The sequence below is a fragment of the Streptomyces sp. NPDC029041 genome (assembly GCF_040637515.1).
GTDB lineage: Bacteria > Actinomycetota > Actinomycetes > Streptomycetales > Streptomycetaceae > Streptomyces.
This window is the reverse complement of sequence record NZ_JBEZWO010000005.1, coordinates 366,255-386,729: the sequence shown is the minus strand read 5'-3', so window position 1 is coordinate 386,729 and position 20,475 is coordinate 366,255. Positions and strand designations below refer to the sequence as shown.

General features: G+C 70.4%; 19 protein-coding genes. 15 read left to right on the top strand and 4 right to left on the bottom strand.

Features of this window, described 5'->3' with window-relative positions; translation table 11 throughout:
• Nucleotides 1-268: 268 nt before the first annotated feature.
• On the top strand, nt 269-2,830 hold the full coding sequence (locus tag AB0F04_RS15115) for a GH32 C-terminal domain-containing protein (RefSeq protein WP_362041498.1): 2,562 nt from the start codon (nt 269-271) through the stop codon (nt 2,828-2,830).
• Between the two features lie 157 nt (nt 2,831-2,987).
• On the opposite strand, the gene AB0F04_RS15110 is transcribed toward AB0F04_RS15115, so the two are convergent.
• The 3 genes from AB0F04_RS15110 to AB0F04_RS15100 all read right to left on the bottom strand — a co-directional run bounded on the left by AB0F04_RS15110 (nt 2,988) and on the right by AB0F04_RS15100 (nt 6,573).
• Nucleotides 2,988-5,159 (bottom strand): hypothetical protein, encoded by a 2,172-nt coding sequence (locus AB0F04_RS15110; RefSeq protein WP_362041495.1) that lies wholly within the window; start codon nt 5,157-5,159, stop codon nt 2,988-2,990.
• Nucleotides 5,160-5,258: 99 nt separating this feature from the next.
• A complete protein-coding gene (locus AB0F04_RS15105) occupies nt 5,259-5,561 on the bottom strand; it encodes a putative quinol monooxygenase (RefSeq protein WP_362041493.1) in 303 nt (100 codons plus the stop codon).
• Between the two features lie 25 nt (nt 5,562-5,586).
• On the bottom strand, nt 5,587-6,573 hold the full coding sequence (locus AB0F04_RS15100) for a carbohydrate kinase (RefSeq protein ID WP_362041491.1): 987 nt from the start codon (nt 6,571-6,573) through the stop codon (nt 5,587-5,589).
• A 251-nt stretch (nt 6,574-6,824) separates the two neighbouring features.
• Between AB0F04_RS15100 and AB0F04_RS15095 the strand changes: the two genes are divergently transcribed.
• The 8 genes from AB0F04_RS15095 (at nt 6,825) to infA (ending at nt 14,873) form a co-directional block, all read left to right on the top strand.
• Entirely contained in the window at nt 6,825-7,841 is a 1,017-nt protein-coding gene (locus AB0F04_RS15095; RefSeq protein WP_362041488.1) for a sugar ABC transporter substrate-binding protein, read from the top strand.
• Between the two features lie 138 nt (nt 7,842-7,979).
• Nucleotides 7,980-8,993: an ABC transporter permease gene (locus AB0F04_RS15090; protein WP_362041485.1), complete on the top strand. Its 1,014-nt coding sequence runs from the start codon at nt 7,980-7,982 to the stop codon at nt 8,991-8,993.
• On the top strand, nt 8,990-9,826 hold the full coding sequence (locus tag AB0F04_RS15085) for an ATP-binding cassette domain-containing protein (protein WP_362041482.1): 837 nt from the start codon (nt 8,990-8,992) through the stop codon (nt 9,824-9,826). Before AB0F04_RS15090 ends, AB0F04_RS15085 begins: the two co-directional genes overlap by 4 nt.
• A gap of 76 nt (nt 9,827-9,902) precedes the next feature.
• A complete protein-coding gene (locus tag AB0F04_RS15080) occupies nt 9,903-10,931 on the top strand; it encodes a LacI family DNA-binding transcriptional regulator (protein WP_362041480.1) in 1,029 nt (342 codons plus the stop codon).
• A 127-nt stretch (nt 10,932-11,058) separates the two neighbouring features.
• Nucleotides 11,059-12,072, top strand: coding sequence for a LacI family DNA-binding transcriptional regulator (locus tag AB0F04_RS15075; RefSeq protein ID WP_362041478.1), 1,014 nt, complete (start codon nt 11,059-11,061; stop codon nt 12,070-12,072).
• A 183-nt stretch (nt 12,073-12,255) separates the two neighbouring features.
• Nucleotides 12,256-13,590, top strand: coding sequence for a glycoside hydrolase family 68 protein (locus AB0F04_RS15070; RefSeq protein ID WP_362041476.1), 1,335 nt, complete (start codon nt 12,256-12,258; stop codon nt 13,588-13,590).
• A gap of 267 nt (nt 13,591-13,857) precedes the next feature.
• Complete coding sequence (locus AB0F04_RS15065) at nt 13,858-14,652, top strand: GNAT family N-acetyltransferase (protein ID WP_362041474.1); 795 nt, start codon at nt 13,858-13,860, stop codon at nt 14,650-14,652.
• The gene (gene infA, locus AB0F04_RS15060; RefSeq protein WP_362041472.1) at nt 14,649-14,873 is read left to right on the top strand and encodes a translation initiation factor IF-1; all 225 of its coding nucleotides are present in this window, start codon (nt 14,649-14,651) and stop codon (nt 14,871-14,873) included. Before AB0F04_RS15065 ends, infA begins: the two co-directional genes overlap by 4 nt.
• A gap of 176 nt (nt 14,874-15,049) precedes the next feature.
• Here infA and AB0F04_RS15055 read toward each other — a convergent pair whose 3' ends face one another.
• On the bottom strand, nt 15,050-16,303 hold the full coding sequence (locus tag AB0F04_RS15055) for a GNAT family N-acetyltransferase (protein WP_362041470.1): 1,254 nt from the start codon (nt 16,301-16,303) through the stop codon (nt 15,050-15,052).
• A gap of 210 nt (nt 16,304-16,513) precedes the next feature.
• On the opposite strand from AB0F04_RS15055, the gene AB0F04_RS15050 reads away from it, so the two are divergent.
• The 6 genes from AB0F04_RS15050 to AB0F04_RS15025 all read left to right on the top strand — a co-directional run bounded on the left by AB0F04_RS15050 (nt 16,514) and on the right by AB0F04_RS15025 (nt 20,365).
• Complete coding sequence (locus tag AB0F04_RS15050; protein WP_362041468.1) at nt 16,514-16,894, top strand: VOC family protein; 381 nt, start codon at nt 16,514-16,516, stop codon at nt 16,892-16,894.
• Nucleotides 16,894-17,205: a hypothetical protein gene (locus AB0F04_RS15045; protein WP_362041465.1), complete on the top strand. Its 312-nt coding sequence runs from the start codon at nt 16,894-16,896 to the stop codon at nt 17,203-17,205. Before AB0F04_RS15050 ends, AB0F04_RS15045 begins: the two co-directional genes overlap by 1 nt.
• A gap of 267 nt (nt 17,206-17,472) precedes the next feature.
• Nucleotides 17,473-18,150: a glycoside hydrolase family 11 protein gene (locus tag AB0F04_RS15040; protein ID WP_362041463.1), complete on the top strand. Its 678-nt coding sequence runs from the start codon at nt 17,473-17,475 to the stop codon at nt 18,148-18,150.
• An 11-nt stretch (nt 18,151-18,161) separates the two neighbouring features.
• Complete coding sequence (locus AB0F04_RS15035) at nt 18,162-18,830, top strand: polysaccharide deacetylase family protein (protein WP_362041460.1); 669 nt, start codon at nt 18,162-18,164, stop codon at nt 18,828-18,830.
• A gap of 112 nt (nt 18,831-18,942) precedes the next feature.
• The gene (locus tag AB0F04_RS15030) at nt 18,943-19,428 is read left to right on the top strand and encodes a hypothetical protein (protein WP_362041457.1); all 486 of its coding nucleotides are present in this window, start codon (nt 18,943-18,945) and stop codon (nt 19,426-19,428) included.
• A gap of 127 nt (nt 19,429-19,555) precedes the next feature.
• Nucleotides 19,556-20,365 (top strand): SAM-dependent methyltransferase, encoded by an 810-nt coding sequence (locus AB0F04_RS15025; protein ID WP_362041454.1) that lies wholly within the window; start codon nt 19,556-19,558, stop codon nt 20,363-20,365.
• Nucleotides 20,366-20,475 lie beyond the last annotated feature (110 nt).

The window sequence follows — 20,475 nt, the reverse complement described above, 5'->3', positions numbered from 1 at the left end:
GGCGTGATCCGGTCGGGCGGTGACCAAGTGCCCCGCCGGCGGCGGGCCGAGAGCAATTCCCGCCCGGACCGTTGACGCGGCCACCCGGCTGCGTCTCATAATCGGGCAGCCACTGTCATCGATGACACCTGTCAACGATGACAGATGTCAACGATGACATCGGTCGACGGCAGGGGAACCCTCCATCGACCGGGGTGCACTTCACGGTCTGTCACGCAGGGGGGCCTCGGTCGCCGCTACGTGGACGGCCGCGGGACAAGGAGTCACCATGAGCTCTGCACGCGTATCCCGGCAGGCCCGCCTACGGATGGCGACGGTGGTGACCGTCTGCGCCCTGTCGGCAGCCACGCTCGCCCCCTGGGCCTGTGCTGCCGACGACGCCCCGGCGTACACCGAGACCTACCGGCCCCAGTTCCACTTCACCCCGCAGAAGAACTGGATGAACGACCCCAACGGCCTCGTGTACTACCAGGGCGAATACCACCTCTTCTACCAGTACAACCCCAACGGCAACTCCTGGGGCGACATGTCCTGGGGGCACGCGGTGAGCAAGGACCTGGTGCACTGGGAGGAGTTGCCGCTCGCCCTCGCGCACGACGACGAGGAGATGGTCTTCTCCGGCGGCGCGGTCGTCGACCGGGACAACACCACCGGGTTCGGCACGAAGGAGAACCCGGCCATGGTGGCGATCTACACCAGCGCCTACAAAGACGGCGGCAAGCAGGCCCAGTCGCTGGCCTACAGCACCGACCGGGGCCGTACCTGGACCAAGTACCAGGGCAATCCCGTGATCGACATCGGGTCCAGGGACTTCCGCGACCCCAAGGTGCAGTGGTACGCGCCGACCAAGAGCTGGCTGATGACGGTGTCGCTGTCCGCCGAGCACAAGGTGCTGTTCTACTCGTCGAAGAACCTCAAGGACTGGGAGCTGCAGAGCGAGTTCGGGCCGGCCGGCGCGGCGGGTGGCGTGTGGGAGTGCCCCGACCTGTTCCCCCTCGCGGTCGACGGGGACAGCAGGAGAATCAAGTGGGTCCTGGTGGTCAACCTCAACCCCGGGGGCATCGCGGGTGGTTCGGCCGCCCAGTACTTCGTCGGGGACTTCGACGGCAAGACGTTCACCCCCGAGGACAAGGGCAGCTACACGCCGCCCGCCGGCGACGTCGTGCAGGACTTCGAAGGCACCGGCTTCGGCGACTGGACGGCGACCGGGAGCGCGTTCGGCCAGGGGCCGGCCACGGGTGCGGTGGACGGTCAGGGAACCGTGTCGGGCTTCGACGGCAAGGGGCTCGCCAACAGCTTCCACGGCGGTGACGGCGCGACCGGCGTCCTCACCTCTGCCCCCTTCACCGTGAAGAGCCCGTATCTGAACTTCAAGATCGGTGGCGGGCGGCATCCGCACGAGGCCGGTACCGTCCTGGACAGCACCCCGCCCGAGGGCACGGTCCTCGCCGACTTCGAGGGCGGAACGTACGGCGACTGGACGGCGACCGGGGACGCCTTCGGCACGGCACCGGCCACCGGCACCCTCCCCGGCCAGCAACAGGTGTCCGGATACCTCGGCAGCGGCCTGGTCAACACCTTCCGCAACGGCGACTCCACCACCGGCACCCTCACCTCGCCCGAGTTCACCGTCGACAAGAAGTACATCGGCTTCCTCGTCGGCGGCGGCAACCACCCGGCCGGCTCCGGCCACCCCACCGTGATCGAACTCCTCGTGGACGGCCGGGTCGTGCGCAGCGCCACCGGAAAGGACGCCGAGGCGCTCAACTGGGCCTCCTGGGACGTCGGCGACCTCGCCGGCAAGAAGGCGCGGATCCGGATCGTCGACGACAACACCGGAGGCTGGGGCCACCTCAACGTCGACCACATCGTCCTCTCCGACAACCCGGCCCAGCGCGTCTCCCAGGAGACGTCGGTCAACCTGATCGTCGACGGCAAGGTCGTCCGCAGCGCGACCGGCACCGACAGCGAGGCCCTGGACTGGGCGTCCTTCGACATGCGCCCGTTCGCCGGCCGGCAGGCGCGGATCCAGATCCGCGACATGAACACCGGCGGCTGGGGCCACGTCCTGGCCGACCGGTTCACCGCCGCCGACCGGCCCGCCGAGTCCGTCGTACGGCGCGCCGACTGGGCCGACTACGGCAGGGACTACTACGCGGCCGTGTCCTGGGAGGACGCGCCGGGCGGCAAGCGCTACATGATCGGCTGGATGAACAACTGGGACTACGGCCAGTCCGTCCCGACCTCACCGTGGCGCGGCGCGCAGAGCGTTCCGAGGGAGATGGCCCTGCGCACGATCGACGGCCGGATCCGGCTGACCAGCAAGCCGGTGAGCAGCCTGGAGTCACTCCGCCTGGCGGGCCCGGCGACGGCGTCCGGACTGTCCGTCAAGAGCACCTCGAAGTCCCTGACCGGCCTCGGGGCCCAGGGCAAGGCGCTCGACATCGAGGCGACCTTCTCCCTCGGGGACGCGGACCGCTTCGGCCTGAAGGTGCGTACCGGAGCGGGCGGCGAGGAGACCGTGATCGGCTACGACGCCACGACGCAGCAGCTGTACGTCGACCGCTCCCGCTCCGGGGCCGGGGACTTCCACAGCCTCTTCTCCACGGGCGTCGAGACCGCGCCCCTGAAGGCCGAGAAGGGCAAGGTCAAGCTGCGGATCCTCGTCGACTGGTCGTCCGTGGAGGTCTTCGGCGGCAGCGGCCAGGCCGTGATCACCGACCAGATCTTCCCCGACCCCTCCAGCACCGGCGTCGAGGTCTTCGCCGAAGGCGGCACCGCCACCCTCGACGGCCTCAGGGCGTGGCAGCTGAAGTCCGCCCGGCAGTGACGAGCCCTCGGGCCGTCGGCGCATACGACAACGGAGAGGCGCCGCGCGGGCGCCTCTCCGTCGAAGCCGAGGGCGAGGAGAGCGAAGGAACTCGATATCAATTGGAGTGAATGAGAAGGAAGCCCCTTCATGGCCTCGCCGTCGGCAACGCTAGCACTCAGGCCGGGATCAGGTCGCGCAGATTTCCGGGGGTGATGATCCGGGAGTCCGGGTGCAGCCCCTCGGGACGTTCGAGACCGATGTACGTCACGGGCTCCTCCGGGACCGGCCCGCCGTCCCACAGGTCAACGGCCTTGGTGTCACGGGACATCAGGTCGATCAGGTAACCGACCGTCAGCTGCTCGCGCTCCACGAGGGCGCGCACCACCTTGGACACCGACACCTGGTTCTCCTCGACCCGGTTCGCCTCCGAGATGCCCCTCAGATACAGGTGGAGCCACTTCGCGCGCCATGTGCCGTCGTCTCCGCGCCGGAAGACCAGCGGCAGTGCCACCCGGCCGACTCCGCGCAGTTCCGACTTCATCCGGACCGTGCGCGGCTCGAACGGACGGCCCTTCTGCTCGCCGTCGCGCAGCATGAACCCGAAGAACGACTCCTCGGCCTCGTCGAAGCCTTCGCCCGCGTAGATGTTGACCTGCGGAACGATGGAGGTGCTGCGCACCCGGTCCAGGGACAGGTCGATGAACTCCGAGGCCCCGTCGGGCGCCTCGGTGACATCGCCCGAGTGCCGGCCTCCTACGGCTTTGAGGGACGTGTAGGAGAGCCAGGAGTCGGTGCTGTAGTCGTGGTGCAGAAGCAGGGCCGACAGGTCGTAGTCGGTGCGGTCCTCGGTCTGCTTCCAGTACACGAAGAAGCGCAGCCGCTCGCCCTCGACCCGCGAGAGCGAACCCCGCGGCAGCACGCCGAATCCGGCCGTGGTCGCCCTGCCGCTGAGCGGGAGCGCGACGTCGAGGATTTCGGGGTCGAGCAGCAGCCGGCCCGGTGCCGGGAGCCGGCGGCGCATCTCGGCGTCGAGGGCGGCGATCAGGCGGTCGCGGTCCGCGGCGGGTACCGGCGGCCGGTCGTCGGGGGTCACCCAGGCGCGGCCCCGGCGGTTGACGAAGATGCGGGGTTCGTCGGTCTCCCGCTCCCGGTTGTGGAAGTGCTCACGGACCGAGAGGACGACCCGGCCGGAGACCTCGGGGGCTGCCTCGACCGCGGCGGCCACCACCGTCTCCCGCTCCTCCTGGTCGGCGGCGATGCGCAGCAGGAGGTCCAGGGCGCGGAACAGCTTGCCGGGAGCGGACTTCAGCAGCCGCACCGCACCGGTGACGTCGTGCGCGTCGAGCAGCTTCTCGACGCGGCTGTCGAAGGTCGGTGCCTCTTTCTCGCCCCGCGCGACGGCGAACACGTCGGCGGCGTGCGGCCAGCGTGGGTACTCGTGCGGGTGGAGACGCTCGCCGAGGCGCTTGAAGGGCTCCCGGTGCGCGTGCACGTCGGCGAGTTTCGCCGGGTTGGCCGCGACCACCGCGTCGAGGCCCGCGAGCAGCCCCCGGCGGACCGGCCGCGGCAGCGTGCGGAACCGGGTCGGCTCCTGGAGCGTGACATCGCCGCCCGACAGGGCGCAGGCCAGACGCAGCACGTCGGTGACGGTGTCCAGCAGGAGGCCGGCGCCGACGCCGAGGCGGGCCTCGTTGACGACCGCCCGGTTCTCCCGGACGGGGATCGACTCCGGCTGGGGGCCGAGGGCGCATCGTCCGGCGAGGGTCTTGAGGTCGTGCAGGTGCTCCTCGCCCAGGGGCGTCGTGCTGCCCGCCAAGGCCAGGTAGAGGTCGGTGAGTTCGTCGTCCAGGTCCCGGCCGAGGTGCAGGACGGTCACCCGGTCGCCCGCCGAGGCGATCAGCTCGTCCTGTGCCGCGAGCATCTCCTCGTAGGTGTGCTGGTAGCGGCCGTACGTGGGGAGGCTGAGCAGGTTGAGGGCGCCGTGCGCCAGCTGCGCCAGGACGCTCTCGCGCGAGGTGTCGTCGGCGAGCGCCTTCGTCACGCACCGCGTCCAGAACTCCTCGGTGTCCGGCACGTTCGCCGGGAAGTCGATGAAGTAGGAGTTGTGCCGGACGTGGTCGCCCACCATCTCGCTCACGGTGGCCAGCGTTCGCCGGGCGGTGTGCACGACCGCGGCCTCGGACAGCCCTGACAGCCGCTCCAGCAGCTCGGCGGAGAGCTTGAAGCCCACAGAGGTCAGGGCCGCGTCGAACTGCCGGGCGGCGGTGGCCCCGTCCCCCGCGGATCCCTTCGGGGAGGGCAGGCGATGGGTGTGCCGGATGACCAGCGATTCGAAACTGTGCGCCATTCGGGGATGATCGCAGAGGTGCGCGAGGCGGCGCACAGGGGTTTTTCGCGCGATGCCGTGCCCCGGGGCCTCCGGCGCGCGGGCACCGGCCGAGGCCCGTCAGGGGCGCGCGGCCAGTGGGTCGAGGAAGGTCAGGACGGAGGCGTCCTCCTCGATCAGCGGAGTGAGGGCGGCGTTGAACGGGCCGCCGTAGGGGGCGTTCAGGTGTGCCTGGAAGGCGTCCTCGTCCCGGTACACCTCGAAGATCCAGTAGGCGCGGGGGTGGGCCGCCTTGGTGTAGACGTCGAAGGCCAGGTTGCCTTCCTCCTCGCGCACCTTCAGGGCGTACTCCTGGATGAGGCGGCTGACCTCGTCCTCCGCTCCCTGGCGGGCGGTGAACTCGGCGAGCAGGGTTTTCGTCATGGTCTTTCCGTCCTTGTCCGGGGGTTCAGTGGGTGGAGTCGAGGTGCCGGACCGCGGGGGCGTCCGTCGTGAGCGGCCCCAGCTGGTCCTGCCAGGGCGGGTTCGGGCCGGCGACCGAGCAGGTCAGGGCGGCCACCTGCACGGCGAACAGGCAGGCGGCTTCGACGTCGGCGAGGCGCAGGTCCGTCAGTCTGCCGCCGAGGAGCCCATGGGTGCCGAGGTGATGCAGCAGGCCTGCGGTGAAGGAGTCCCCCGCACCGACCGTGTCGACGACCGGCGTCGCCACCGCCGGCACCCGCACGTGCTCCCCGTCGAGTGAGGCGAGGGCTCCGCCGGCCCCGCGCGTGATCACCACGAGCCGTGTCCCCGCCGCGTGCCAGGTGTCGCCCGCCTGCTCGGGCGGCGTCCCCGGCAGCAGGAGGTCCAGGTCGTCCTCGCTCAGCCGCAGCACGTCGGCGAGGCCGCACCAGTGCGCCAGCCGGGCGCGGTAGACCTCGGGACGCACCAGGAGCGGGCGGACGTTGGGGTCGATGCTGATCGTGGTCCGCGGTGCGGCCGCTGCCAGGAAGTCCTCCACCACCGCCGCCCCCGGGTCCCTGACGAGGGCCAGGGATCCGGTGTGCACACAGGCGGTGCCGGTCAGGTCCACCCCGGCCAGCTCCGCGCTCGTCCACTGCCAGTCGGCCGTGGCCTGGGCGTGGAAGGAGAACGCGGCCTGGCCCCGGTCGTCCAGTTCGGCGACGGCGAGCGTGCTGGGCTCGGCTGCCTGCACGGCGTGTGAGAGGTCGACGCCGGATGCCGCGAGGTGGGACCGGAAGAGGCGGCCGAAGACGTCGCCGGACAGCCGCGCGAGGAAGCGGGCCGGAGTGCCGAGCCTGGCCAGGGCCACCGCCGTGTTGGCCGGTCCGCCGCCCGGCAGGACGCGCAGGGCGAGTTCACCCCCGGCGGGCGCGGGTGCGGTGAAGGCGTCGGCGACGCACTCTCCGAGGACGGTGATCTGGGGCGGGCTCATGGGCTGCTCTTCTCTGGGGACGCGCGGAGCGGAAACGGGCATGACCCGGGCATGCCGAGGGGCGGCTTCGGGGCGGGAGGCCGCCGTGGGGCGTTGCCGATTTGTGACGAGTGCAAGGCATTGACGTTGCCGGTGAGCGGAGTCCATCATCCTCGCCAAGCAGTGTCAACGATGACATCAGTCATCGTTGACATCGCGGGACGGCAGGCCCCGCTGCCGACCACCCGCCCGACATCCCGCAGGAGTCGTTCATGTCACGCACCTCTCGTCTGCCCTCCTCCCTGCTCCGAGCCGCCGCGTGCACGGGCATCGCCGCCCTCACCCTGACCGCCTGTGGATCCGGATCGGGATCGGGCAGTACGGACACCGGCTCGGGCGAGGTCAAGGTCGGCCTGATCACCAAGACGGACACCAACCCGTTCTTCGTCAAGATGAAGGAGGGCGCGGAGAAGTCCGCGGAGGCCGAGGGCGTCAAGCTCCTGACCGCGGCCGGCAAGTTCGACGGCGACAACGCCGGGCAGGTCACCGCGATCGAGAACATGGTCGCCGCCGGTGTGAAGGGCATCCTGATCACCCCGAGCGACTCCAAGGCGATCGTGCCCGCCATCGAGAAGGCCAAGGCCAAGGGCGTCCTGGTCATCGCCCTGGACACCCCGACCGAGCCGCAGAGCGCGGTCGACGCCCTCTTCGCCACCGACAACCTCAAGGCCGGTGAGCTGATCGGCGAGTACGCCAAGGCCGCGATGAAGGGCAAGACCGCGAAGATAGCCGCCCTCGACCTCGCGCCGGGTGTGTCCGTCGGCGTCCAGCGGCACAACGGTTTCCTCAAGGGCTTCGGCGCCACCGACAAGGACGTCGCCTGTGCCCAGGACACCGGCGGCGACCAGTCCAAGGGCCAGACGGCGATGGAGAACTGCCTCCAGAAGGAACCCGGCATCAACGTCGTCTACACCATCAACGAGCCCGCCGCGCTGGGCGCGTACACCGCGCTCAAGGCCAAGGGCCGGGAGAAGGACGTCCTGATCGTCTCCGTCGACGGCGGCTGCACCGGCACCAAGGCCGTCAAGGACGGCAAGATCGCCGCGACGTCGCAGCAGTACCCGCTGAAGATGGCCGCCGAGGGCGTCAAGGCCGTCGTGACCTACGCCAAGGACGGCAAGAAGGCGTCGGGTTACACCGACACCGGGGTCACGCTGATCACCGACAAGGCCCAGGACGGGGTCGCTTCCAAGGACACCGCCTACGGCCTGGACAACTGCTGGGGCTGAGCCGGCTCCGCGCTGCCACCGTTCGACACCCCTGCGGGGCGGCCGGCCCCTCCTCCCCGAACCGGGACGGCCGCCTCCTCGTCCTCCTGCCTCCCGCAAGGGACGGACAAGGACTTCTGTCTTCGACAAGGACCTCGCATGACTGCCACGTCCACGCCACCCTCCACGTCCACGCCGTACTCCGATCTCAAAGCGCCGACCACGGTCCGCAGGGTGCTCACCCAGCCGACCACCGGCCCGCTGATCGCGCTCCTGCTGGCCTGTGTCTTCTTCTCCGTCTCGACCGACCAGTTCCTCACCGGCGGGAACTTCTCGCTGATCGTCCAGCAGGTCATGGTCGTCGGCACGCTGGCCATCGGCCAGACGCTCATCATCCTCACCGCGGGCATCGACCTGTCCTGCGGAGCGGTGATGGCGTTCGGCAGCATCGTGATCGCAAAGATGGCCGCCGAGGGGTCCCTGCCACCGCTCGCCGCGATCGCGCTGGGCCTGGTCGTCTGCGGCGGCTTCGGCATGCTCAACGGGGCACTCGTGCAGAAGATCCCGCTGCCGCCGTTCATCGTCACCCTCGGCATGCTGAACGTGGCGTTCGCGCTGACGCACATCTACTCCGAGGAGCAGACGGTCAGCAACCTGCCCGGCCCGCTGACGGCCCTCGGGCAGACCTTCCCGCTCGGCAAGACCGACATCACCTACGGCTCGCTGGTCACCATCGCCCTGTTCCTCCTCCTCGCCTACGCGCTGAGCAGCACCGGCTGGGGCCGGCACGTCTACGCGCTGGGCAACAGCCCGGAAGCGGCGCGGCTGAACGGCATCCGCACCTCCCGCCTCACCATCGGCGTCTACACCGCGGCAGGTGTGCTGTACGGCATCGCCGCCCTGCTGCTCATCTCCCGCACCGGAGTCGGCGATCCGCAGGCCGGGCAGACCGACAACCTGGACAGCATCACCGCCGTGGTGCTCGGCGGCACCAGCCTCTTCGGCGGGCGCGGCTCGGTGCTGGGCACGTTCATCGGCGTCCTCATCGTCGGCGTCTTCCGCAACGGGCTCCAGCTGATGGGCGTCGCCTCGATCTACCAGACGCTGATCACCGGCGTGCTGGTGATCCTCGCGGTGACCGTCGACCAGATCTCCCGGAGGAAGGCCCGATGACCACGACCACCACCGAGACCCCCGTGCTGCAGGCCCGCGGTCTCGTCAAGCGCTACGGCCAGGTCACCGCCATCGACGGCGCCGACTTCGACCTGCTGCCCGGCGAGGTCCTCGCCGTCATCGGCGACAACGGCGCCGGCAAGACCAGCCTCATCAAGGCCCTCACCGGAGCGCTGGTGCCGGACGAGGGCGAGATACGCCTGAACGGCGAGCCGATCCAGTTCTCCGGCCCGCAGAGCGCACGCGCCCACGGCATCGAGACGGTGTACCAGGACCTGGCCGTGGCGGCGTCCATGGACATCGCCTCGAACATGTTCCTCGGCCGCGAGCTGCGTCGCCCGGGTGTCCTCGGCAGCGCCTTCCGCATGCTCGACAAGAAGCGCATGCGCCAGGAGGCCGCCGAGCACATGGCGGACCTGAAGATCGGCCTGCGCTCGCTGACCCAGGCCGTCGAGACCCTCTCCGGCGGACAGCGGCAGGCCGTCGCGGTGGCCCGCGCGGTCGCCTGGGCCCGCAGCGTCGTCGTCATGGACGAACCCACCGCCGCCCTCGGCGTCAAGGAGTCCGGCCAGGTCCTCGACCTGATCCGCCGGGTCCGCGACAGGGGCATGCCGGTCGTCCTGATCAGCCACAACATGCCGCACGTCTTCGAGATCGCCGACCGGATCCACGTCCACCGGCTGGGCCGGCGCGCCGCCGTGATCAAGCCGTCCGACTACTCCATGGCGGAGGTCGTGGCCATCATGACGGGTGCGCTCACCGTCGACGAGGCCGGAGATACTGTCGTAGCGGATTCCGAGGCCGCGAAGGCCGCCGGAGTACAGGCCACCTGACAGCGCAACCCGCTCCCGCTTGTTCCGGCCGAGGCCGCGGCCCGGAACCGGGAGCATCCAGGAGACGGTTTACTCCATGGCAGCGAGCCGCAGACCCACCTTGGCCGATGTCGCCAGAGAAGTGGGTGTCAGCGCCAAGACGGTCTCCCGGGTCCTCAACGAGGACGGGCCCGTCTCGGCCCGGACGCGGGAGCAGGTACTGGCCGCGGTAGCCGAGTTGGGCTTCCAGCCCAACCTCATGGCCCGCAACATCCGTGTCGGCGGTCCTGACACGACCATAGGGCTGGTCATCCCCGACCTGGGCAACCCCTTCTTCGGCGCGGTGGCCCGCGGCATCGAGGACACGGTCCGGGACCGCGGACTGACACTGCTCATGGGCTCGTCCGCGGACGACCCCGAGCGCGAACGCGCCCTGACGGCTCAGTTCCTCGCCCGGCGCGTCAGCATCCTGATCGTCGTGCCGTCCGTCGGCGCCGACCACTCCGACCTCAAGTCGCACCGTACGGCGGGACTGCCGGTGGTCTTCCTCGACCGGCCGGGGGTCGGCCTGTCCACGGACAGCGTCGTCAGCTCCAACCGTGCGGGGGCCCAGGAGGGCGTCGCGCACCTGATCGCCCACGGGCACCGCCGCATCGGGTTCGTCGGCGACCTGCCGGTCAAGCTGTACACCCGCCGCGAACGGCACGCTGGATACCGGGCCGCCCTGCAGGAAGCCGACATCCCCTACGACCGCGCGCTGGTCGTCAGCGCGCACGACCAGCAGGGGGCGGAGGCGGTGACGGCGCAACTCCTCGACCTGCCTGATCCCCCCACGGCCCTGTTCGCCGGGAACAACATCATGGCGCTCGGCATCGTCGCCGAGCTCGCTCGCAGCAAACGCAAGCACGTGGCCGTCGTGGCCTTCGACGACGTGGCCCTCGCCGAAGCGCTGGAACCGGCCCTCACCGTCGTCGCCCAGTCCCCCGAGGACATCGGCCGCAGCGCCGCGACCACCGCGCTGGCCCGGCTCGACGGCGACCGCTCCCGGGCCCGTACGATCACCGTGCCCACCCGGCTGGTCGTCCGTGGCTCGGGGGAGCAACGCATCCGGGACGGCGGTCGCTGACGGGCCGAAGCGCCTCCCACGAGCGGTGCGGACCCGGACGGAAGAGCAGTTGAGGGGCCGGCCGGCACCGGGCACCCAAAAATGTGTGCAGGGCAGCTAATTCCGCGGGTTCGGGTACTGTACGGCCGTGGGAGAACGGGCGACCATCGGCGATGTCGCGGCCCGGGCCGGGGTGGGCGTCGGCACGGTGTCGCGCGTCCTGAACGACAGCCGGAACGTCAGCGAGGACACCCGCGAGCGGGTGCTGCGGGTGATCCGGGACCTGGACTACCGGCCCAACCGGCGCGCTCGCGCGCTGTCCACGGGACGCACCCAGAGCATCGCCGTCATCGCGCCCTTCGCCACCGAACCGTCCGTCGTCGAGCGGCTGCGCGGCATCTCGCACGCGCTGCACGGCAGCGACCACGACCTCACCCTGCTCGACGTGGCCTCACCGGACCAGCGTGATCAGCAGTACCGGGCGGTGGCGGCCGGGGACCGCTTCGACGGGCTGCTGGCGATCTCGCTCGCTCCCACCGACGACGAAGCGGAGCAGCTGGCACGGGCCGGTCTTCCCACGGTGCTGCTGGACTGTGAGCACCCGGACCTGCCGCGCGTGGTGATCGACGACGTGCGCGGCGGCATGCTGGCGACCCGTCATCTGCTGCAACTCGGCCATCGCCGCATCGCGTTCATGGGCGATGTCGCCGACGACCGTTTCCGTTTCAGTGCGAGCGCCCGGCGGCGCGAGGGCTGCGAGCTGGCACTCAAGGCGTACGGCCTCGCGCTGGAGGAGCGGTACGTCCGCGTCGGGCCGCACGGCCGCGCGGTGGCGCACCGCCTCACCGACGAGTTGCTGGCCCTTGCGGAGCCTCCGACCGCGATCGTCACCGCCTCCGACACCCGGGCGCTCGGGGTGATCGAAGCGGCGAGCTCGGCGGGCGTGCGGGTCCCGCGGGAACTGTCCGTGGTCGGCTTCGACGACCTCGACGTGGCCGCCTACGTCGGGCTGACCACGGTGCGCCAGCCCCTGCGCACCAGCGGCGGGATCGCCGCGCGTCTGCTGCTGGAACGCATCGGCCGGCCCCTCGGCGAGCCCGTCCGGCAGATGCTGGAACTGGAGCTCGTGCCCCGGCACACGACGGCCGCCGCCGGAGCCTGATCCACGCTGCGCGACGAGCACTGGATCGGCTTCCATCAACTTCCATGGCGCGAAACGGATCACTGCTCGTATGTAAATCTTCACCTCACAAGTTCACCCTTTTCCCGCAAATCTGAGGTAGCGTCAGCCGTGGAACCGGCTCCACAGCTTCCATTCGTTCCCTCTTCCCCCCAAGGGTGACGTATGTACAGAGCAAGACGAGCGGTGCTCCGGCTGGCGACGGGCCTGGCAGCCTTCGCGACGCTGAGCGGCATCATCACTCCCGCTTCCGCCTCCCCCCACGAGGTGTCCAGGACGGACACACGGCAGTACACCGCCGACGACGACCACACAGCCGTCTGGTCCCGCGCGGACGCCCTGAAACTCAAGCAGGACAGGACCAACACCGCCCCTCGCGTGTCACCCGACTTCCCGGTGATGAGCGACAAGGTGTGGGTGTGGGACACCTGGCCGCTCACCAAGCTCAACACCCGGACCGCCACCTACAAGGGCTGGCACGTCATCTTCTCGCTGACGGCCCCGCGCTCGGTGCCGTTCGGCGACCGGCACTGGTACGCGAAGATCGGCTACTTCTACTCGCGTGACGCCAAGAGCTGGAAGTACGGCGGCGACCTGTTCCCGGCCGGCACCTCGTTCGGCTCACGTGAGTGGGCCGGCTCGACGGCGCTCGTCGGCGACAAGGTGCAGTCCTTCTACACCGCCTCCGGGCACGACAACGGCGGGGTCGACCCCAGCGACGCGCTGCAGCGTCTGGCGCAGGCGACCGGAAAGATCCACGCGGACAAGAACCGCGTGTGGTTCTCCGGCTTCCGGGACCACCGCATCATCGCCGAGGCCGACGGCAAGATGTACCAGACCCTCGAACAGTCGCAACAAGGCCCGATCATCTACGCCTTCCGCGACCCGTTCGTCTTCCGCGACCCGAAGGACCGCAAGGTCCACCTGCTGTTCGAGGGCAACACGGGCGGTACCGCGGGCTCGTACCAGTGCACCAAGCGCGACCTGGGTGACCTCCCGGCCGGCCACGACGTGCCGGCGGACTCGAGGTACTACACGGGCAACATCGGGCTGGCCACGGCCGACGGCGACAGCATGGACAACTGGAAGCTCCAGCCCCCGCTGCTCTCGGCCAACTGCGTGAACCAGCAGACCGAACGACCGCACCTGATCATCCGCGGCGGCCAGTACTACCTGTTCACGATCAGCCACAAGTTCACGTTCGCGCCCGGGCTGAGCGGCTGGGACGGCCTCTACGGGTTCGTCGGCCCGGGGCTGCGCAGCGACTACCGGCCGCTCAACGGCAGCGCGCTGGTCCTGGGCAACCCCGAGGACGCCCCGACACAGCAGTACTCGCACTACGTGATGCCCAACGGGCTGGTGGAGAGCTTCATCGACACGGTCCCGACGGCTGACGGCGGGAACCGCTTCGGCGGCACCCTCGCCCGCACGCTCGTGCTGTCCCTGAAGGACGACAGGACGAGGCTGGCCGGCCAGTTGGACTACGGCTACATTCCGTAAGCCCGCCCGAGCGGGGTCAGGGGGCGGCTGGTTCGATCAGCCGCCCCCTTTCCACGACCGCCCGGGCAGGCGCCGCGGGAAAAGGCTTTGAGCGCGGCGGCGGCCCGCTGCTACGGTCGCGGTCGGACCGTGAAGTCGCCGTAGGGAGGTGAGCCCCGTGAACGCAGTTACCCGTGGGTGCTCCCTCAACCCGTCACGGTCCGGCGGCTGACGTTCGGTGTCGCCAGGAGCGCCTGAGATCGAGGCACTCCTGGAAGGGAGACTCCGATGGACACAAAGCCTTTTGCATCCGGCCTGAGCGAGAACGCGGTGACGATCACGCGCGTCGCGGACCGGCAATGGCATGCACTGGACGACGACCTGGTGGTCGGTCGCGGGCATGCGCTCCGCCGGCCCGACGGACGCCTGTTCGTCAGCATCGACGCCTGGCACGACGTCGCCTTCGACCGGCTCGCCGAGATGATGGTGGCGCACCTGCCGGCGCCGCTGTACACGGTGGTCGACGAAGCGGACGCCGAGCTGACGGCCGGCTGGCGGCGGGCCGGTTTCACGGTCCGGCGCCGCGAGTGGGAGTACGCCGTACCGACCGACCCGCGGGTCACCGGGCTCGAAGGGGTCCTGCCGCCTCCGGGCGTGACGATCGTGCCCGCCGGTCAGGCGGACGAGGGTCGGCTGAGGGAGGTGGACCGCGCGATCCGGGACGAGGTCGAGGCGACCGCCGGGTGGTGGCAGTCGATGCCCGCGGAGGTGATGCCCCGCACGGAGGGCGACACCGTCGTCGACCCGTCGAAGTACGCGGTGGCCGCGGCGCCGGACCGCTACCTGGGGCTGATCCGGGTGGTGACGGCGATCCGGCCGCGCATCGGGCTGGTCGCGGTCCGGGCGGGCGAGCGGCGCCGCGGCATCGCGCGGGCCCTGCTGGCCCATGCGCTGGTCACGGCGCACCGCTGCGGCTACACCACCGCCTGGACCGAGGTCCACGAATCCAACCACGCGGCCACGGCACTGTTCGACGGCGCCGGTGCCCGGCCGGTGAGCAGCAATCTGGAGCTGGTGCGATGATGAAGGACAAGAACGTCATCGAGGTCGAGGGCAGGGTCGTGGAGTGCCTGCGCAGCGCCATGTTCACCGTGGAGCTGGAGAACGGCCACCAGGTGCTGGCGCACGTCAGCGGGAAGATCCGCAAGAACTTCATCAAGATCATGCTGGAGGACCGGGTACTGGTGGAGCTCCCGCCGTATGACCTGACGCGCGGGCGGATCGTGTTCCGGTACCGGAACTAGCGGCGGGCGGAGGCTTCCGTCGTCGCGGTAGCGGTAGTTGTCTCCGTAGCCGTAGCCGTAGCCGTGGCCGTGGCCGTGGCGCCATCGGCGGCGGTGGCTGAGGTCGGGTTCCCGGTCGCGGTTTTCGCGCGGCCGGGAACCCGGTGGCGGCCCCTGTGCGGTCTGCGTGGCGCGGGTCAGAACCAGTGCAGGCAGTGCGGGGAGCGCTCGGCCCGGAAGAGCGTGTCGGCGAGGGTGGCCGCGTCCGGGCGGTGGGCCAGGACGTGTCCGGCGCGCACGAGCGTGCTCGGGGCGGTGCCGCCGAGGTAGACCGAGCCCAGATCGCGGATGTCGAGCGAGAGGTCGGGCTTCCGGTCGGTCGGGGCGCAGTCGGCCTTGCCGTGGCGGACGGTCAGCAGGTAGCGGTCGCGTTCGCCGAGGAACGGGTCATGGACGTCGAGGACGAGCTCGCCGTCCGTAGACCAGCCGCGCGCGGTCAGCGCACCGGGGACGTCCAGCAGCCGTACCCAGAGCCAGTCCATGTCGCCGCTCACCCGGCCGGCGCGGAAGTCCGCGAGCCTCCGGCGCAAGGGGTGTTCGGGTGGGACGTGCTTGAACACGACCTGGGAGACCAGGTCGTGTGCGAGTACGAACCGGGCCAGGGCCGTGAAGACGGCGTCGTCGGGGGTGATGGTCTCGTCGACCGTGAGGGTGCCGGACTCGATCGAGTAGCTCGCGTACCCGTCCGGAGTTCCGTCGGCGTCCCGGTGGACGGCGATGTAGCGCGGCTGCGGCGAGATCGGGGGCTGTCCCGCGCGCAGGGCCCACCAGCGGTGCGGCCGGGACAGCGCGCCGGGCTGGGCACGGCGGTACCGGTCGTAGACCTCTTCCAGGATCTCGCCGCAGTCGGCCCCGCGCAGCACCTCGACCGAGCCGCTGTCCGGGCCGCCGTCCAGGCCGTCGCCCGGGCCGGCTGCCGGCACGTCGGCCAGTTCGCGGGCCCGGGGCGCGGAGAGGGCGGCCTCGTGGCGCGGCACCGTCAGCTGCGCCGTGTAGGTCGCCGGTCCGTAACCGAACCTGCCGTAGATCGAGGCCTCGGAGGCCAGCAGCACGGACAGCAGCTTCCCGCCGTTCCGCAGTTCGGCCAGCTGATGCCGCATCATCGCGGTGAGCACGCCCTGGCGCCGGTGCGAGGGCAGGACGCCGACGGCGGTCACCCCGGGTGCCGGGACGAGGGTCCCGCCGGGCAGGGTGAGCTCGAAGGAGTGCGTGGCGGCGGTGCCCACGGGCCGGCCGTCCGCCGTCAGGGCGAGCAGGCAGCGCTCCGTCTCGAGCGCCGACCACCAGAGGCCACCGCCCTCGACCGGGGTTTCCGGGAAGCGCCCGAACGCGGCATGAACGGTCTCGACGAAGACGTCGAGATCCTCGTCGGTCGTGGAACGGATCTCCATCGCTGCCGCCGCCTCCTCGGGACACCCGCACCACGACTTGTGGTGTCCGGCCACAGTGCAGCGCCGACTCGTGACCCGGGCAAGCGAATTACTGCCTTCGCACCGGGCCTGCCCGCCCGGTACGGTCACGAGCGCGTCGCGCCCGCGGGCCGCTCGACAGCCCCACGCGTGATGAACCGGCCGTTCCGACACCGAGAGTGGGTTTCGTCCATGGCATGTCGAATCAGTGAGCTCGTGCTCAGCTGCCGCGACCCGGAGCTGCTGGCGCGATTCTGGTGCGAGGTCCTGGACTTCGTCGTACTCGACCGCGAGGACGACGGCTCCCTCGAGATCGGCCCGCGCGAAGGGTTCGGCGGCCCGCAGCCGACGATCGTCCTCAACCCCGGTCACGGGCCGGAGCCCGGGAAGTCCCGGCTGCACATCGACGTCAACGCCACCGACCGCGACCAGGACGCCGAGCTCGAACGCCTCCTGGGGCTCGGGGCGCGCCCGGCCGACATCGGCCAGACCGGCGAGGAGCCGTGGCACGTTCTCATGGACCCCGAGGGCAATGAGTTCTGCCTCCTCAAAGCCCGCCTCCGCCCGCTCTGATGGCACCTCCCCCTGGGCAACGGCCCGGCACGGCACCAGAGCATCAGGAAGCGCCTTCGGAAGCGCCCCACGCCGTCTGGTTCCTGGAGGGTTTCAGCAAGGCGGACGACACCTTGCAGGTCGAGCACCCCATCAGCCGTGAGCAGCTCCTGCTGTTGCGGGACGTGGTCACGCCGGATGCCGACGATCCCTGGATGATCCACTGCTATCCCGTACCCGTCGAGGTGTGGCCGGCGGTGGACGCGATTCTCCGGTGCGGGCCGCCCAGTCCGGAGCTGGATTACCTGACCGGGGCCTACGCGGCTGAGTGAGACAGCCCGGGCAGCCTTCGAAACATTCGGCGAGATGGCTTCAAGCTTCGGCACGGCCTCCATGACATGCCCTACGCAGATCACCTCTCCGTGGCTCGATCACCCTGTGAGCAGCGGTAATTCAGGCCGCATTACACACGCCGGGGTATCGAACATTTCGCAACCACCGCCGAAACCATTGACAGTTGATACCGCCCGGCCAACACTCCCCGATGACAGAGCTCCCCCGTCGACCCACCCCCACTCGGACGAGGAGGAAGCACCCCCATGAAGAAGTCACCAGGCCGCTTCCGGCTGCTCATCAGCAGTACCTGCACCATGCTGCTGGTCGCGGCCGCGGCGCTCACCATGCCGGGCACCGCGCACGCCGACACCGTCGTCACAAGCAACCAGACGGGCACCAACAACGGCTACTACTACTCGTTCTGGACGGACGCGCCGGGCACGGTCTCCATGACCCTGTCCTCCGGCGGCAGTTACAGCACCTCATGGCGCAACACCGGGAACTTCGTCGCCGGGAAGGGCTGGAGCAACGGCGCCCGCCGCACCGTGACCTACTCGGGCTCGTTCAACCCGTCCGGCAACGCCTACCTGACCCTGTACGGCTGGACGGCGAACCCGCTCGTCGAGTACTACATCGTCGACAACTGGGGCACCTACCGGCCCACCGGTACCTACAAGGGCACCGTCACCAGCGACGGCGGCACGTACGACATCTACAAGACGACGCGGTACAACGCCCCGTCCGTCGAGGGCGTACGCACCTTCGACCAGTACTGGAGCGTGCGGCAGTCGAGGCGCACGGGCGGCACCATCACGACCGGCAACCACTTCGACGCGTGGGCCCGGGCCGGGATGCCCCTGGGCAACTTCAAGTACTACATGATCATGGCGACCGAGGGATACCGGAGCAGCGGCAACTCCAGCATCAGGGTGGGCCCGTGAGGACGAGGCCCGTGCCGGCCGTAGCGGTCGTGACGGCGGTGGCCGCGGCCCTCACCCTCACGACCGTCACGGCCTCCGCCGCCGAACCGGTGCGGGCCGCCGTATGCACCGGCTACGTCGGGCTCACCTTCGACGACGGCCCGGCCGGCAACACGACGAAGCTGCTCGACGCGCTCCGCCGGAACGGGCTGCGGGCCACGATGTTCAACGTGGGCCAGTCCGCGGCGGCCAACCCGTCCCTGGTCCGGGCCCAGGTGGCCGCCGGAATGTGGGTCGGCAACCACAGCTACACCCACCCGCACCTGACCCGGCTGAGCCAGGCACAGATCGACTCGGAGATCTCCCGCACCCAGCAGGCCGTCGCCAACGCCGGAGGCGGTACGCCCAAGCTGTTCCGCCCTCCGTTCGGCGAGACCAACGCGACGGTGAAGTCGGTCGCGGCGCGCTACGGCCTGACCGAGATCATCTGGCACGTCGACTCACAGGACTGGAACGGCGCGAGCACCGACGCGATCGTCCAGTCCGCCGCCCGCCTCACCAACGGCCAGATCATCCTGATGCACGACGGTCCCGCCAACACCGTGGCCGCCATCCCCCGCATCGCCCAGGCTCTGGCGTCCCGGGGCCTGTGCGCGGGAACGATCTCCCCGCAGACGGGCCGTGCGGTGGCCCCGACGTGAGCCCACGGCGCGACGGCGGCGGCCGCGTCGTCGCGCCACGCGCCCAGGTGTGCGACGTACTTGAGTACGCGTGCTCATGACGGGTCCCGCGGCGTCCGGCCATCCTGGCTGTATGAGGAAACGGGGAATCGTGGCGGCCGGAGCCGCTCTTGTCGGTGGTGTGCCTGTGGCCGCCTGGGGACTGATGGGGCAGCAGAACCACGACGGGCTGCCGGCCGGTGAGCTCGACTACGCGTTCCAGCCGTGGGACATCGGGGACGGCGTCGCCGCGGTCGCCGGCGGGCTCGCGCTGGTGCTGGCGGTGGCCGGTGCGGCGGTGCTCGTGCGGGCCTCGCTGCGCGGGGCGATGGACCAGCGGTGGTGGGGCGTGCTCGGGCCGCTGGTGGCACTCGGGCTCATGGCCGGTGTGGGCTGGCGGATCCTGACCGCGGGGGGCATCGGGGCGAACATCGGGGCCGGGCTGCTGATCATGTTCGGTACGCCGATCGCCGCCGGGCTGCTGATGTGGTCCCTGGCGTGGTCGTTCTGGCTGGTCACCCAGCGCCACGGGCACGAGGGCGGCGGGGAGTTGGGCGGTTTCGCCTCCCGCGGGATCTAGCACTGCCGGCCGTGGCCGAAACCCCACGGCGGGCAGGAGCCGGGCGGGGCAACAACCCTGCCCTGCGGGGAAGTTCCCCTAGGTTGGTGGGCCGGTCCCCCTTCCCCACCCCCCAGGAGGCCCCGCCGTGTCCGACGACAGCCTGCGCGACCGCATCGACACCTCCAAGCCGCACTCGGCCCGCTTCTGGAACTACTTCGTCGGTGGCAAGGACAACTACGAGGTCGACCGCGAGATCGGCGACCAGATCAAGTCGATCTTCCCGGGGCTCGTCGACGTGGCGGTCACGAGCCGGCGGTTCCTGGGGCGGGCCGTCGCGTACCTGGCCCGTGAGCAGGGCGTACGGCAGTTTCTGGACGTCGGCACGGGGCTGCCCACCGCCGACAACACGCACGAGGTGGCCCAGCGCGTCGCCCCGGACGCCCGGATCGTCTACGTCGACAACGACCCCATCGTGCTGGCCCACGCCAACGCGCTGCTCACCAGCACGCCCGAGGGCAGGACCGCGTACCTGGACGCCGACCTGTACGACCCGGAAGCCGTCCTGAAAGCCGCCTCCAGCACGCTCGATCTGTCCCGGCCGGTCGGCCTGATGATCCTCAACACCCTCGGTCACGTCGCCGAGTACGAGCGGGCGCGTGCGTTGGTGCGGCAGCTCATGGCCGGGCTGCCGGCCGGCAGCCACCTGGTGATCAGCGACAGCACGGCGACCAGTGAGGGCATGATCGCCGCGTCGGAGGCGTACAACGCGAGTGGGGCGGTGCCGTATTACGTGCGGCGGGTTGATGAGATCGCCGGGTTCTTCGACGGGCTGGAGCTGGTGGAGCCGGGGGTGGTGAGGGTTTCCGAGTGGCGGCCGGAGGGTGACGCTGGGGATGCCGGTGGGGGTTCCGGTGCGGCCGTCGATGCTTATTGCGGGGTGGGGCGTAAGCCGTAGGTTCCCGCCGTCGTTGGCTGCCGCGCCGCGGGGGCTTGTCGCGCAGTTCTCCGCGCCCCTGGGGTGGGAGCGGTGCCGGCCGTTACCCGTCCGGGGCGGTCAGGTGGGCG

What these genes read in the sequence shown, in the direction of transcription:
- AB0F04_RS15115 (WP_362041498.1), top strand. Translation starts at nt 269, where the DNA reads ATGAGCTCTGCACGCGTATCCCGGCAGGCCCGCCTACGGATGGCGACG.
- AB0F04_RS15110 (WP_362041495.1), bottom strand. Translation starts at nt 5,159, where the DNA reads ATGGCGCACAGTTTCGAATCGCTGGTCATCCGGCACACCCATCGCCTG.
- AB0F04_RS15105 (WP_362041493.1), bottom strand. Translation starts at nt 5,561, where the DNA reads ATGACGAAAACCCTGCTCGCCGAGTTCACCGCCCGCCAGGGAGCGGAG.
- AB0F04_RS15100 (WP_362041491.1), bottom strand. Translation starts at nt 6,573, where the DNA reads ATGAGCCCGCCCCAGATCACCGTCCTCGGAGAGTGCGTCGCCGACGCC.
- AB0F04_RS15095 (WP_362041488.1), top strand. Translation starts at nt 6,825, where the DNA reads ATGTCACGCACCTCTCGTCTGCCCTCCTCCCTGCTCCGAGCCGCCGCG.
- AB0F04_RS15090 (WP_362041485.1), top strand. Translation starts at nt 7,980, where the DNA reads ATGACTGCCACGTCCACGCCACCCTCCACGTCCACGCCGTACTCCGAT.
- AB0F04_RS15085 (WP_362041482.1), top strand. Translation starts at nt 8,990, where the DNA reads ATGACCACGACCACCACCGAGACCCCCGTGCTGCAGGCCCGCGGTCTC.
- AB0F04_RS15080 (WP_362041480.1), top strand. Translation starts at nt 9,903, where the DNA reads ATGGCAGCGAGCCGCAGACCCACCTTGGCCGATGTCGCCAGAGAAGTG.
- AB0F04_RS15070 (WP_362041476.1), top strand. Translation starts at nt 12,256, where the DNA reads ATGTACAGAGCAAGACGAGCGGTGCTCCGGCTGGCGACGGGCCTGGCA.
- AB0F04_RS15065 (WP_362041474.1), top strand. Translation starts at nt 13,858, where the DNA reads ATGGACACAAAGCCTTTTGCATCCGGCCTGAGCGAGAACGCGGTGACG.
- infA (WP_362041472.1), top strand. Translation starts at nt 14,649, where the DNA reads ATGATGAAGGACAAGAACGTCATCGAGGTCGAGGGCAGGGTCGTGGAG.
- AB0F04_RS15055 (WP_362041470.1), bottom strand. Translation starts at nt 16,303, where the DNA reads ATGGAGATCCGTTCCACGACCGACGAGGATCTCGACGTCTTCGTCGAG.
- AB0F04_RS15050 (WP_362041468.1), top strand. Translation starts at nt 16,514, where the DNA reads ATGGCATGTCGAATCAGTGAGCTCGTGCTCAGCTGCCGCGACCCGGAG.
- AB0F04_RS15045 (WP_362041465.1), top strand. Translation starts at nt 16,894, where the DNA reads ATGGCACCTCCCCCTGGGCAACGGCCCGGCACGGCACCAGAGCATCAG.
- AB0F04_RS15040 (WP_362041463.1), top strand. Translation starts at nt 17,473, where the DNA reads ATGAAGAAGTCACCAGGCCGCTTCCGGCTGCTCATCAGCAGTACCTGC.
- AB0F04_RS15030 (WP_362041457.1), top strand. Translation starts at nt 18,943, where the DNA reads ATGAGGAAACGGGGAATCGTGGCGGCCGGAGCCGCTCTTGTCGGTGGT.